The sequence below is a fragment of the Pseudomonas edaphica genome (genome assembly GCF_005863185.1).
GTDB classification, from domain to species: Bacteria; Pseudomonadota; Gammaproteobacteria; order Pseudomonadales; family Pseudomonadaceae; genus Aquipseudomonas; species Aquipseudomonas edaphica.
In genome coordinates, this window is the sequence record NZ_VBVZ01000115.1 from 1 (window position 1) to 13,489 (window position 13,489).

Below are 13,489 nucleotides of genomic sequence, written 5' to 3' on the forward strand. Positions count from 1 at the left end.
TCCGTGGGTAACCCGGCAGGACGCCGGGTTAGCCGCGCTGGGCCAAGGATGGCCCATCGCGGCGGCCCACGGATTCAAGCCGGAGTGAGGGCACACCGAGCCTAAGCGAGGTGCCGAGTGGTGGGGCGAAGACCTTTTGGTTACTTTTGGCTGGGCCGGCATTCCGGGCGTTTGCCAAAAGTGACCCGCTGTAAGAGCGGAACCATAAGCCGCCGTTACCTAAATAACGGATATACACCCAGCCCCCCAACAAACCCACACACACCCCAGTTCCAAGCACATTCCATTACACTGTCCCCCATTCATCCCCGGGGGCTTCATGGACATCGAACTGGCACGCACCTTCCTCGAAATCACCCGCTGCGGCAGCCTGGCCGCGGCTGCCGAGAAACTGCACGTCACCCAGACCGCCATCACCGCACGGGTCAAAAGCCTGGAAAGCCAGTTGGGCAGCACACTGTTTGTGCGTAACCGCGCAGGCGCCAGGCTCACCGCCGATGGCGAGGCGTTTGTGGTCTACGCCAACCAATTGCTGCAAACCTGGGAAGCCGCCAAGCGCGACCTCCCGCTGCCCGATGGCTACCGCAATGTGCTGCATATCGGCGGCGAAGTCAGCCTGTGCAACCCGTTGATGCTCGGCTGGGCCAAGGCCTTGCGCGAACAGATCCCCGGCCATGCGCTGCGCACCGAAGTGCGTGAAGGTGAATACCTCTTGCGCCAACTGGAACTGGGCGTGCTCGATGCCGCGCTGGTATTCCAGCCGCAATACTGGCCTGGCCTGCAGGTCGAGCAAGTACTGGAAGAAAAACTGATCCTGGTGCAGTTAACAAGCAAACCCGCCCCTTACGTGTATATCGACTGGGGCCAGGGCTTTCGCCAGCAACACGACGCCGCGCTGCCCGACAAAGCCCGCGCCGCGTTGAGTTTCAACCTCGGGCCGCTGGCCTTGCAGTACATCCTGGAAAATGGCGGTGCCGGGTATTTTCGCACGCGGGTGGTGCAAAGCTACCTGGACAGCGGCGTCATGCAACGCGTCCCGAAAGCGCCGGAATTCAGCTTCCCGACCTATCTGGTCTACTCACGGGCGCGGGATTCGGCGGTATTGCAACAGGCGCTGGGGCTGCTGCGCGAGGTGGTCAAGGCCGAAAGCGACTGGTCACAACGCTGGGACCCGCTGATTTGAATCACCCTACGCCCGCGCGCATGCTAGCCTGCGGATGTTTCCCAGCGCAGCCTTACCGATGAACAAGAAAAAGTCCGTCACCATCAGCGACATCGCCGAACGGGTGGGCATGACCACCATCACGGTGTCCCGCGCACTGAGCAAGCCCGACCTGGTCAAGCCCGCCACCCTGGCGCGCATTCTCGAAGTGGCGCGCGAGCTGGACTACGTGCCCAACGCCTTCGCACGCGGGCTTAAGCGCAGTGAAAGCCTGATCATCGGCGTGATCACCGCCTCCGTCGACAACCCGTTCTACAGCGAGATGATCAAGGCGATTTCCCGCGAGGCGAAGAAGCACGGCTACACCATCATGCTGGTGGACACCGATGAGCTGGAAGAACTCGAAAGCAAAGCCGTCGATACCCTGCTGGGCTATCGCGTGGCGGGGATTATCTTGTCGCCGGTCTCGGACGAACCCAGCTACCAACCCGACTATCTGGAGCGCCTGGGCAACGGCAAAACTCCGGTGGTGTTGCTCGACCGCACGATCCACGACAGCCCGTTCAGCCGCGTAGTGCTCGACAACTACCACAGCGGTATCCAGGCGGCGCACTACCTGCTGCGCCAGACACCCGACCTTAAACGCCTGCTGGTGCTGACCGGCCCGCAGCACTCACGTATCACCGTGGAGCGCCTCAAAGGGTTGCGCGAAGTGCTGGCTGAACACCCCCATGTTCAGGTCGAAGTGCAGGCCGGTGACTACACGCTGATGCCGTCTTACCTGCACACTCTCGACTACCTGGCCGAGCACTCGGCGCCCGATGCAATCATGGGTTTCAACCAGTTGATCACCCTCGGCGCCCTGCGTGCCTTGCGCATGCACAACATCCCCCACGACAGCCTGACCATTTGCGGCATCGACCGCCTGCCCTTCGCCGATATCTTCGGCGTGCCGATCGCCTGCGTGGCCCACGACGCCTCACTGGCCGGCAGCAGCGCGGTACGCCTGCTGCTTGACCGTTTGCAAGACCCGTACAAGCCACGGGACAAAGTGGTGATCGCCGGCGTTCTGGAAAACGGCTAGCGGCTGGTGTAGCCGCCATCGATCGGCAGGCTCACGCCGCTGATCATGCTGGCGGCATCGCTGAGCAGGAACAGCACCGGCAATGCGACTTCCACGGTTTGTGCGAAACGCCCCAGCGGAATGGCCGCCAGCGCCGGGTCGCGTTTGGCCGGATCCGACCAGGCCTTTGTCGCCATTGGCGTAAGTGTGACCGTGGGGTTGACGCTGTTCACACGAATGCCAAAGCGCCCCCACTCGGCGCACTGCACGCGGGTGATCGCGTCCAGCGCGGCCTTTGAGGCGCAGTAGCCGAGGTGATCGTCCAGCGCCACCAGTGACGCCTGGCTTGAGACATTGACGATGCTGCCGGGGATTTTCGCTTCGATCATTTTTGCCGCCACTCGGCTGGCGACCTGTGCGGCGGCGCGGGCGTTGACCTGCATGACCTGATCGAACGCCTCCGCGCTGATGGCGGCGGCGGGCTCCAGGCGTGAGATACCGGCGCAGTTGACCAGGCCGTTCAGCGGCGGCAAGTCTGACAGGGCTTTGTCCAGGGCGATGCTGTCGGCGATATCCACGCATAAGCTGTTGCAGCCCAGCTGTGACAAGGCTTGCGCGTCGCGGCCAAGGGCGAAGACTTCGGCACCGGCGGCAATCAGCTGTTGAGCGATTTCGCGACCGATGCCGCTGCTGGCGCCGGTGACGAGAATGCGCTGGCGGGTGAAGTTGAAGGTGGTGGTCATGGTCACTTCTCGATAAACACTGAAGATCCCTGTGGGAGCTGGCTTGCCTACGATAACGGTGGGTCAGTCAGCACATTTTTCACTGATACACCGCTATCGCAGGCAAGCCAGCTCCCACATTTTTGATCTGTGTTGGGTCAGTTGGTTTGCAGGCTATGCATGATCGGCTTGAGGGCTGGATACAGCTTCAGGTACTCGACAAACGCCCGGTCATACGTCATGACATTCTCGCGCTTGGGCTGCGCCCGCAGTTCCAGTTGCACCCAGCCTTTGTCCATCTCGTCATCACTCACCAAGCCCACCGTATGCGCCGCCAGCAACGCTGCGCCCAAGGCCGCTTCCACCTCCTGCACAATGGTGTAGACCGGGTAGCGCGTGACATCGGCAATAATCTGCATCCACAAATCCGAATGGCTCGCGCCTCCCACCACAATCAAGCGCGGGTCCAGCGAATGCGCGCCCTGGGTACCGGCTTCAATGTTGTGGCGCAGGGCAAAACTCACCCCTTCAAGCACCGCGCGGTACAGGTGAATACGGCTGTGATACAGGTTCAGCCCGACAAAGCTGCCGCTGGCGCGGTCGTCCCATACCGGGCTGCGTTCGCCCATCAGGTACGGCAAAAACAACAAACCTTCGCTGCCCGCCGGAACCTGGGTGGCGCTCTGCTCCAGCAACACCAGGCTGTCCTGGCCGGTGGCCTGGGCCTGCTGTTCTTCGGCCTGGCAGAACTGTTCGCGAAACCAGCTGACCGACGCCCCGGCGGTGATCGCACCGCCAAAGATGTACAGGTCTCGATGGCCGTTGTAGACGTGAGGCATGCTCACCAGGCCGTGGTGTGCGTCCACGTGCTGGTTCAAATACCCCCAGCACATGCTGGTGCCGATCATCGCCACATGGTTACCCGGCTGCGTAACACCCGCCGCCAGCGTCGCCATCGCCGCATCCACACCGCCGGCCAGGATCGGCGTACCGGCCTGTAACCCCAGGCGCGTGGCCCAGCTTTCGAGCAAACCGCCCACCACGTCACCGGAGTACACCAATCGCTCGGGCATCATGGCCTGTGGAATGCCCAATGCATCGAGCATCTCGGCGGACCAGCCGCGCGCCTTCACATCGTAAACCCCACCGATATTGCCGGCGCTGCTATGGTCCACCGCCAATTCGCCGGTAAGGCACCAGTTGATATAGCTGTTGGGCGGCAGCAGGTAGCGCGTGTCGGCCCACACCTGCGGCTGATGCTGCTTGAGCCAGAGCATCTTGGTGAAGCCGTAATAGCTGTCCACCGAGTTACCCGTTACTTCGAACAAGCGTTCCTGGTCCAGGTGCTCACGCACCCACGCCACCTGCTCGCCGGCGCGCCGGTCCATCCAGATAAGGCACGGGTGCAGCGGCGTCATCTGCGCGTCAACGGCAATCCCCGAACCGCCATACAGGCTGCTGATGCACAGCGCCTTGACCTGCCCGGCCGCCACACCGGACTTGGCCATGCACTGCGCCACACACGCCTCGACGGCCTCCAGCCACACCTGCGGCCATTGCTCGGCCCAGCGCACTTTCGGGGTATCGACGCGATACCCCTGGCTGTGCTGGGCGATGATCGTACCTTGACCATCCACCAGCAGCGCCTTGGTGCTCTGGGTTCCTATATCGACACCCATTACGTAGTTCATAGATCAAATCACCGGCTTCAACAGCACCTTGATCGATTTGGTTGAGTTGGCCAACGCGAAGGCCTCGGCAAAATCATCCAGCGGGAAGTCATGGGTAACAATGCCCTTGGACGTCACCAGGCCGCGCTCGAACAGGTCGATAGCGATCGGGTAGCAATACGGGCCGAGGTGCGCGCCGCGTACGTCCAGCTCCTTGCGGTCGCCGATGATCGACCAGTCGACGCTGGTTTCGGCGCCGAACACACTGAACTCGACAAAACGCCCGAGCTTGCGGATCAGGTCCAGGCCTTGGGTCACGCCGGCGGGCACGCCCGTGGTTTCGATGTACACGTCGCAGCCATAGTTATCGGTGAGGCCGTTGATAATCTCGCGGGCATTGTCGCGGGACGGGTTGATCACCACGTCGGCGCCAAATTGCTTGGCCAGTTCCAGGCGCTCGTCGACCATGTCGATCACCACCAGTTTCTTCGGGGTTTTCAGCGCAGCCACCTGGACCATGCACAGCCCCAGCGTACCGGCACCGGCGATCACCACCACGTCATCGAGCTGGATTTCGCCACGGTTGACGGTGTGGATCGAACACGCCATCGGCTCCACCAATGCGGAGTCTTCCAGCGACACCGACTCGGGAATCTTGTGCACGATGGCGGTCTTGGGAATGCGCATGAACTGGGCCATGCCGCCTTCGGCGACTTCACGCTGGAAGCCGAAGATATTGTGCACTTCACACATCCAGTACTTGCCCGACTTGCAGAAGCGGCACTTGCCGCACGGCACGATCTGCTCGGCGATCACCTTGTCGCCCACCGCGACTTCAAAGTGTTCCTCGGCGCCCTCACCCACCTCTTCCACGTAACCGAAAAACTCATGGCCCGGCACCACCGGTGCCTTGACCCACGGGTTATCGCCACCCCAGAACATCGCCGCGCCGGAATGGCACTTGCAGTCACTGGCGCAGATGCCGCAGGCGGCAATGCGGATCACCAGCTCATTGGGGCGCGCCTTGGGTTTGCCGATGCGTTCCAGGCGGTAGTCTTTCGGGCCGTGGCAAACGACGGCTTGCATCTCGGTGTGCTTGTCCATGTGTTCGGTCCTTTCTTGTCAGGTGTTTATTTATGGCGCTGACGGCTGATGAAAATCGCCAGCAAAATGATCCCGCCCTTGATCACGCTCTGGACGTAGGGCGAGACCCCGAGCATGTTCAATCCGTTATTGAGTACGCCCAGCAGCATCGCGCCGAGCAAGGTGCCGACAATGACCCCGCGCCCGCCGGCAATCGACGCACCGCCAAGGACCACCGCCGCAATCGCATCCAATTCGAACGACACGCCGGCATTCGGCTGGCCGCTCATCAAGCGTGAGGTGAGCACCAGACCGGCAATCGCTGCGGTCAGGCCGCTGATGCCGTACACCAGCAACTTGAAGCGCGCCGCCCGCACGCCCGACAAACGCACCGCTTCTTCATTGCCGCCGATGGCGTAGATGTAGCGGCCGATGCGCGTGTGTTGCAGCAACACATAGGCGGCAAAGTAGGTGACCAGCATGATCAGGATCGGCACGTCGACGCCGAACAGGCTCTGGCGGCCGAAGAAACCGAACCACTCCGGCAACCCCGAAATCGGGTAGCCGTCGGTGTACATCAGGCCCAGGCCACGGGCGATGCCCATGGTCGCCAGGGTGACGATGATCGGCGGCATGTGCAGGTAGGCGACGAACACGCCATTGCCGATGCCGAAGGCCACGCCGATCAGCAGGCCGGCGCCAATCGCCAGGCCCGGCGGCAGGCCCGCGACCATCAGCCCTGCGGTCAAGGTGCCCGACAGCGCCATCACCGGGCCTACCGACAGGTCGATGCCACCGGTGAGAATCACGCAGGTCATGCCCACCGCGATAATCGCGTTGATCGACACCTGGCGCGCAATGTTCGACAGGTTGCTGGTGGTGAGGAAGTTATCGCTGGCGAAGATCATCACCAGGGTCACCACCACCAACCCGACGAAGGGATAAAACGCCGGCGAGCGCACCAGCCGTGCCAGGTTCAGGCGCAGTCGGCGGGTGTCGCCGGTATTAATGGACATATTCACTTGAGCCCCCTGTTGCATAGCGCATGACCTCTTGTGGGTTGACGGCGGCCGCTTCCAGCAGCTTGACGATGGCGCCCTTGTGGAACACGGCGACGCGGTCGCACATGCCAATGACTTCGGGCAGTTCGGAAGAAATCATGATGATCGCGTAGCCTTGTTCGGTGAGGCTGCGCATCAGGGCGTAGATCTGCGCCTTGGCGCCGACGTCGATGCCGCGTGTGGGTTCATCGAACACCAGCACGTCGCAGTGGTGGTTGATCCAGCGTGCGATCACAACCTTTTGCTGGTTGCCGCCGCTGAGGTTGAACACCCGGCTTTCGCCGCTGGGCGCCTTGATCGACAGCTGGCGCATCAGCGCGTCGACGCTGGCGCACTCTTTGCTCTTGTCGATCAGGCCCGTGGCGTTCTGATATTTGGGCAGGTTGTTCAGGGAGATGTTTTCGCGAATGCTGAAATCGGTGATCAGCCCTTCGCTCTTGCGGCTTTCCGGGAGCAGCCCGATGCCGTGGGCCAAGGCTTGCGCCGGGTCATCCAGGCTGACTTTCTCGCCGCGCAACCACACGTCTTTGCTCACCGACGGCAGCGCACCCATCATGCCCAGCGCCAGTTCGGTACGACCGGAGCCGACCAGCCCGGCAAAGCCGAGGATCTCGCCCTTGTGCAACTGAAAGCTGTTGCGCGGGCCATTGCGTACCAACTGGATGTCCTTGACCTCCAGCAACAACGGACCACGGTCTTTCGTGGGTTTGGGTGGAAAGCTGTTTTCCAGGCGGCGGCCGACCATCATTTCGACGAGCCGGTCGATATCGCTGTCGGCCACATCGGTCACGCCTACGTTACCGCCATCGCGCAGCACGCTGATGCGGTCGCACACCTGGAAAATCTCCTCCAGGTGGTGAGAGATAAAGATCACCGCCACACCCTGGCGCTTGAGTTCGCGCATGATCTCGAACAGCAGTTCGGCTTCGCTGGGCGTGAGCGTAGCGGTCGGTTCATCGAGTACCAACAGGCGCGCATCCAGGGCCAGGGCCTTGGCGATTTCGACGAATTGCTGCTCGGCCACGCTCAGGTGCTTGATCGCACATCGCAGGTTGATACTCACGCCCAGGCGCTTGAACAACGCCTGGCTGGCCTCGACCATTTCACGTTTGCGCAGCAGGCCGAAGCGGTTGCTCAACTCATGCCCGAGGAAGATGTTTTCCACCGCCGTGAGATAGGGAATCAGGCTGAATTCCTGGAACACAATGCCGATACCGGCGGCGATCGCATCGCGGTAAGTGGCAAACTTTTGCACCTGGCCATCGATTAAAATCTGCCCTTCGTCCTGATGCTCGACGCCGCCGAGGATCTTCATCAGGGTCGACTTGCCCGCGCCATTTTCACCCAGCAACGCATGGATTTCGCCGCGTTCGACCTGCAGGTTGATGGACTTGAGGGCTTGTACGCCCGGATAGCGCTTACAGATATTTTCCAGCTTCAGAAGACTGCTCATGCCGCCGACCTCGTATTCAGAAGGAGACCTCAAGCCCCACGGTTCACGTGGGGCCGGGGCGATTTACCAGCTGAAGTCCTTGGCCTTGGCCTGGTCGATCAAGGTGATGTCGACGGGAATGGTGGCCGGCACTTGCGAGCCCCACTTCTTGGCCAGGGCGATGCCCAGAGCCAGGCGGATCTGATCGCGCGGGTATTGCGCCGAGGTGGCGATGAACTTGCTACCGGGCTTCTGGATCGCCTTGATGGCTTCCGGTGCGCCGTCGACGCTGACCAGTTTTACGTCCAGGCCGCTGGCTTCGATGGCCGACAGTGCGCCGAGGGAGCCGTTGTCATTCACGCTGAAGATGCCCTTGAGGCCGGGCTGGGCCTGCAGCATGTTTTCGGTGACGGTCAGCGCCTGGTCACGTTCCTGCTTGCCATTCTGGATGCTCACGATCTTGATGTCCGGGTGCTTGGCCACCGCTTCTTTGCAGCCGCGCACACGCTCAAGGATCGGCACCACGGCGATGCCGTCGAGGATCGCGATATTGCCTTTGTCGCCGATGTTCTTGGCCAGGTATTCACAGGCCTGGAAGCCGGCGTCGAAGTTTTTTGAACCGACAAAGGAGTCCAACGGGCCGTCGGCCTGGGCGTCCACTGCGACCACGACCACACCCGCGGCGTGCGCAGATTTGACCGCCGATTGCACGCCAACCGAGTCGGTGGGGTTGATCAGCAGGATATCGATGCCTTTTTGCAGCATGTCCTCGACGTCGCTGACCTGCTTGGACACGTCATGGCGGGCATCGGTGATGATCAGCTTCGCACCGATGGTTGCGCCGGCTTCTTCCAGGGCGTTTTTCATGGTGACGAAATAGGGGTTGTTGATTTCCTGGAAGGAAGCGCCGATGCGGATCGGTTTGGCGGCGTCGGCAAACGCTGCGCTGGTTGCGCCGAGGGTGATGCTGACAGCCAGTAAACACAGGGTTTTCGGGAGCATTTTCATGGCGTGGTTCTCTGTTTTGTTTTTATTTTTAGAGCAAATGTTATCGATAACATTTTGCGAGAAGCTAGCAAGTAAATCAGGCCTGTGCAAGCCCCCGTCGGTCGCCCGCGGTTCAAGTGTGGGAGCTGGCTTGCCTGCGATAGCATCTACTCGCTCTACCTGACACACCGAGGTGTCTGCATCGCAGGCAAGCCAGCTCCCACAAAAGCCTGTTTCCACACAAGCCAGCTCCCACACTTGAACCGCGTACTGCGCAAAAACTCGCACTATCTCGCGTACCAACTAAGCTCAGGCTCCAACAAAAAAACCAGAGCGTGCCGCCATGGCCCATCCCACCGAGACCTTCCGCGCCGGCTACCGCGCCGCCGTGAGCGCCCGTTACAACCCCTGGCTGCACGCCAGTTTCGTGCTGGGCTACGGCCTTGTCTGCATCGCCCTGGCCTGGTCCTCCACCGCGCACATCACTGCGCTCCAGTGGCTGACCGTGCCGCTGACGCTGGTGTTTTTCAACCTGTGTATCTACCTCGTACACCGCCACCTGGGTCATCACAAACACAGCCTGGCCCGGCTGTTCTATGCGCGCCACACGGGTGACCACCACAGTTTCTTTACTCCCGGCCACATGACCTATGACAGCCCGCGAGACTGGCGTGTGATTCTATTCCCGGCCTGGCTGATCGTGCTGCACAGCCTGACGATCACCCTGCCCGCCTGGTGGCTGCTCAAACAATTGAGCCCCAACGTCGCCGGGTTGTTTGCCGGGTGCATGATCCTTGGGTATTTACTTTACGAAGTGTTTCACGCCTGCGAACACCTGCCCGCCGAGCACCCGGTGGCGCGCTTGCCATGGATTCGCCAGATGCACCAGTTACATGCCCTGCATCATCGCCGTGAGCTGATGCAGGGGCGCAACTTCAATATCGTCCTCCCCCTGATGGATTACCTGTTCGGCACCCTGCACTGGGAGCCGAACGCCCACGACAACCAGGAATAGTCATGAGTACCCGCCCCAAAAAACTGCGCCATTTGCTGTTCGTACTGCTGCTTGCAGTCATCGCTTTTCTGCTGCTGATGCCCACCAAAGTGCAACCGGTGAACTGGTCCCCGCCCAAGGCGCCCTCGCTCAAAGACGGCGCCTACGCCGAGAACCAGCGGCTCAAGGGCATTGAAAAAATCGGCGCACAGGACATCGCCGGCCCCGAAGCCTTGCTGATCGACCCCCACGGCTTTCTGATCAGCGGCCTGCAAGACGGGCGCATCATCCGCACCTCGCCGGACAGCCACACGCTGGAAGTGCTCGCCAACACCGGCGGCCGCCCGCTCGGCCTGGCGTTGCACCCGGATGGGCGCTTGATCATTGCCGATGGGGTCAAGGGGTTGCTTGCCCTGGATGCCAATCGCCAACTCAAGCCATTGAGCAGCAGCGCTGACGGCGTACCCTTTGGCCAAACCGACGATGTGACCGTCGATGCCAGCGGGCGCTATGCCTACTTCAGCGACGCATCGAGCCGCTGGGGCTATGGCCAGGACGGCACAGCGGTGATCGAACATGGTGGCGACGGCCGGTTGCTGCGCTATGACTTCAGCAACGGCACCACAGAGGTGTTGCTGGACCGGCTGCAATTTGCCAATGGCGTGACCCTGGGGCCGGATGAAAACTACGTACTGGTGAATGAAACCGGCGCCTACCGTATCAGCCGCTACTGGCTCAAGGGCGAGCGCAACGGCACCCATGACCTGTTTATCGACAACCTGCCGGGCCTGCCGGACAACCTCAGTTTCAATGGCCGCGATCGCTTCTGGGTTGCCCTGTATTCGCCGCGCAACCCGTTGCTGGACGGTTTCGCCGGCTACCCGCTGTTGCGCAAGGTGATGGTGCGCGCACTGATGGTGGTGCCCAAGCCCATCGAGCGCAAAGCCTTTGTGCTGGGGCTGGACATCGATGGCAAGGTCATCGCCAACTTGCAGGATGGCAGTGCGGGCAATTACTCGCCGGTCACTACCGCGCGCGAATACGGCGACTGGTTGTACCTGGGCTCGCTCACGAGCACCAGCATGGCGCGCCTGCCGTTGAAGCTGGCGCTGGCCGGCGAATAACCAAAAGGGGCAGCCTGTTCAGGCTGCCCCTTCTGATTTACATCACGGTATCAATGGATGATGTCCTGGGTGCAGATGTGCCCAAAGGTCACATATTGCACGTTATCACCGCCGACACCCACGCCCGGGAACTCGTCCAGCTCGATACGCCAGCCGCCGAAGTTGAAGGTGGTGTCCCAGGTGTACTGCACGCCGGTGCTGCTGTCCGGGTACTGCACACGGTTATCGCCAAAGCAGGTACCGAGCGCAGCACTGGCCTGGGATGTGCCGGCACTGTTGGTGGTGGCCTTGAAGTCGGTCCAATGGAACTCGGAGCCCTCAAAGCGCTTGTCGACACGCAGCACAGGTGTGACGCCCAGCAGCGGCGCGCCCGTGGAGTCGGACCAGTTGGTGGTCCAGTTCAATGTGCGCCCCGCCTGCGTCGCCATCCAGAATATCGATGCCGGCACCCGCACGATGTTGTCACCGGTTACCTGCGAGCTGTTCAGGCGTGGCGCAGAGCCGAGGCTCAACTTGTAATATTTGCTTGGATCCTGCGTCACGGCCGGGTTGGCCCGCACACGCACCTTGACGGTGGTACCCGGCGTGACGCTCGGGTAAGTGGACGTAGAACCGGCTGGCACGACGATCCAGTTGACGCCATCAAAGCGCTCGAAGATCCATTGGTTAGGGCTGCCACTGTCATCGCCTGCCAGGTACATGCTCACGGCCTGGCCACGCACGGCCTTGAAGTCGAAGTAATCGACGTCGTTGGCGTTGTCCAGGTTGCCGCCCACCTTGTTCATGGTGTCCGGCAGCGCAAAAGCATCTTGCGGCGTGTCATTGGGCTCGAAGGCATCGATGTTGGTGTCTGCCGCCACGCCGAAACTGAACTGCGCGTTGGTGGCGGTCTTGGCCACCATGTACCAGTAGTAGTCACCGGCCGGCAGCACGCCGTCGATGTATTCATCGGCATTGCCGGCGTTATCAGCGGTGGCCAGCAGTTGCAGGTTGCCTTGGCCGTCGTCGCGGAACAGGCTCAGCGACATGTCGGCGCCGGCACTCTGGTTGATCAACTGCACCAGCACCCGCGCGCTTTTTGGCAGGTTGAAGTGGTAAGGGAAATCCTGGCCCGTTTGCACTTCGCTGATGGTGTAGAGGGTGTTGATATCCAGGGTCGGAAACAGCGGAACAAAGTCGGCGACCGCTGCACTTTTCAGCTCGCTCTGATTCGGCTTTTTCAACGTGCCGATAACGGTGTTGAACGGTGCGGATTTGGCCGCTTTAGTGACCGCCTTGGTCTTGCCGTCCCGCGCCTCCAGCAGCTTTTGCCGCAGCGCCTCCGAAATCGGCACCGCAGTGAGCGTGCCGCCAGGTTTGAGCGCGTCAATCTCGCTTTGGCTGACTGTGCCGGGGGTGAGTTTGGGAAGGGTCAGGTCGGCCAGGGCAGAGGCCGAGATAAAGCAGGAGGCCATCATGGCCGCGCCCAGCATAAGGGCTTTGGTTGGTTTCATTTTTTATCCATCCATAGTTAAAAAATTGAAGCTCAGGTGATCGGTGACATCCGGTCACCTGGGATGGAATGTAGAACAATACTGTATGCATGAACAGTATTTTTTAGAAAAAATTAACCTCCTTCAAATAGGTAAGTCACCCCACCTGCGCCAAACGGACCAGACCACGGTTGTGATCAGCCAGGTAAACCCCAGGTAATAGGGCCATAACACCCAGCGTTTGAGCGCTAAAGGCACAGACGCCAGTTCGGCCTCGGTCACAACACCGGCTTTCACGTGGCGCTTTGAATCGGACAGAAACTCAAAAATCAGCAACATGCGGTACTGCCTGTCAATCCACTCCTTTCGTCTCCAAAAACGTTTGTTGCCACGAACCCGCTCGTTGTGACTGAAGTAACTTTCCACCTCATCGAGTTTTGTATATTCGGCAAAAAGCATCAGCCCCAGAACGACGAACATCCAAACAAACCACACAATTGAGTAGACCAGAAAAAAATCCATGGTTACGCGCCCTCTGGCTCGAAGATCAAATCACCATTGACCTCCAGGATTTTCCCACCCAGAAGCGCTCCATAATCACCACCTTCATTGCCTACGCCATACCCTCCAGCGGCGCCTCCAATAACGCCACAGGCAAGCGCACCATTCCCCTTCATAGAAATACCCAACACGATGTTGCATGCACGACGAGCGATGGC

12 protein-coding genes and 1 pseudogene are annotated in these 13,489 nt (G+C 60.8%); 4 read left to right on the top strand and 9 right to left on the bottom strand.

Annotated features, from left to right (window positions below; all coding sequences use genetic code 11):
* Window positions 1–319: 319 nt before the first annotated feature.
* Both FEM54_RS10075 and FEM54_RS10080 read left to right on the top strand, forming a co-directional pair.
* Window positions 320–1,183 carry a LysR family transcriptional regulator gene (locus FEM54_RS10075; protein ID WP_058421059.1) on the top strand — a complete coding sequence of 288 codons (864 nt, stop codon included), beginning with the start codon at window positions 320–322 and terminating at the stop codon, window positions 1,181–1,183.
* A 58-nt stretch (window positions 1,184–1,241) separates the two neighbouring features.
* Complete coding sequence (locus tag FEM54_RS10080) at window positions 1,242–2,246, top strand: LacI family DNA-binding transcriptional regulator (RefSeq protein WP_138450709.1); 1,005 nt, start codon at window positions 1,242–1,244, stop codon at window positions 2,244–2,246.
* On the opposite strand, the gene FEM54_RS10085 is transcribed toward FEM54_RS10080, so the two are convergent.
* The 6 genes from FEM54_RS10085 to FEM54_RS10110 form a co-directional block, all read right to left on the bottom strand.
* Window positions 2,243–2,968 (bottom strand): SDR family oxidoreductase, encoded by a 726-nt coding sequence (locus FEM54_RS10085; RefSeq protein ID WP_099549978.1) that lies wholly within the window; start codon window positions 2,966–2,968, stop codon window positions 2,243–2,245. The genes FEM54_RS10080 and FEM54_RS10085 overlap by 4 nt on opposite strands.
* Before the next feature lie 137 nt (window positions 2,969–3,105).
* Window positions 3,106–4,638 (bottom strand): FGGY-family carbohydrate kinase, encoded by a 1,533-nt coding sequence (locus FEM54_RS10090; protein ID WP_138450711.1) that lies wholly within the window; start codon window positions 4,636–4,638, stop codon window positions 3,106–3,108.
* A 3-nt stretch (window positions 4,639–4,641) separates the two neighbouring features.
* Window positions 4,642–5,721, bottom strand: coding sequence for an erythritol/L-threitol dehydrogenase (locus FEM54_RS10095; protein WP_017139552.1), 1,080 nt, complete (start codon window positions 5,719–5,721; stop codon window positions 4,642–4,644).
* Between the two features lie 26 nt (window positions 5,722–5,747).
* Window positions 5,748–6,740, bottom strand: a complete 993-nt coding sequence (locus FEM54_RS10100) for an ABC transporter permease (protein WP_099549997.1) — start codon at window positions 6,738–6,740, stop codon at window positions 5,748–5,750.
* Complete coding sequence (locus FEM54_RS10105; RefSeq protein ID WP_138450713.1) at window positions 6,706–8,214, bottom strand: sugar ABC transporter ATP-binding protein; 1,509 nt, start codon at window positions 8,212–8,214, stop codon at window positions 6,706–6,708. The genes FEM54_RS10100 and FEM54_RS10105 overlap by 35 nt, the downstream gene beginning before the upstream one ends.
* Window positions 8,215–8,277: 63 nt before the next feature.
* Window positions 8,278–9,201: a substrate-binding domain-containing protein gene (locus FEM54_RS10110; protein ID WP_099549975.1), complete on the bottom strand. Its 924-nt coding sequence runs from the start codon at window positions 9,199–9,201 to the stop codon at window positions 8,278–8,280.
* Between the two features lie 322 nt (window positions 9,202–9,523).
* Between FEM54_RS10110 and FEM54_RS10115 the strand changes: the two genes are divergently transcribed.
* Window positions 9,524–10,195, top strand: coding sequence for a sterol desaturase family protein (locus FEM54_RS10115; RefSeq protein ID WP_138450715.1), 672 nt, complete (start codon window positions 9,524–9,526; stop codon window positions 10,193–10,195).
* 2 nt (window positions 10,196–10,197) lie between these two features.
* A complete protein-coding gene (locus tag FEM54_RS10120) occupies window positions 10,198–11,298 on the top strand; it encodes an SMP-30/gluconolactonase/LRE family protein (RefSeq protein ID WP_138450717.1) in 1,101 nt (366 codons plus the stop codon).
* A 50-nt stretch (window positions 11,299–11,348) separates the two neighbouring features.
* On the opposite strand, the gene FEM54_RS10125 is transcribed toward FEM54_RS10120, so the two are convergent.
* The 3 genes and pseudogenes from FEM54_RS10125 to FEM54_RS34300 form a co-directional block, all read right to left on the bottom strand.
* Window positions 11,349–12,791 carry a hypothetical protein gene (locus FEM54_RS10125; protein ID WP_138450719.1) on the bottom strand — a complete coding sequence of 481 codons (1,443 nt, stop codon included), beginning with the start codon at window positions 12,789–12,791 and terminating at the stop codon, window positions 11,349–11,351.
* A gap of 123 nt (window positions 12,792–12,914) precedes the next feature.
* Entirely contained in the window at window positions 12,915–13,292 is a 378-nt protein-coding gene (locus FEM54_RS10130; RefSeq protein ID WP_017139558.1) for a hypothetical protein, read from the bottom strand.
* 2 nt (window positions 13,293–13,294) lie between these two features.
* Window positions 13,295–13,489: pseudogene (locus tag FEM54_RS34300) on the bottom strand (hypothetical protein); the annotation flags it as partial.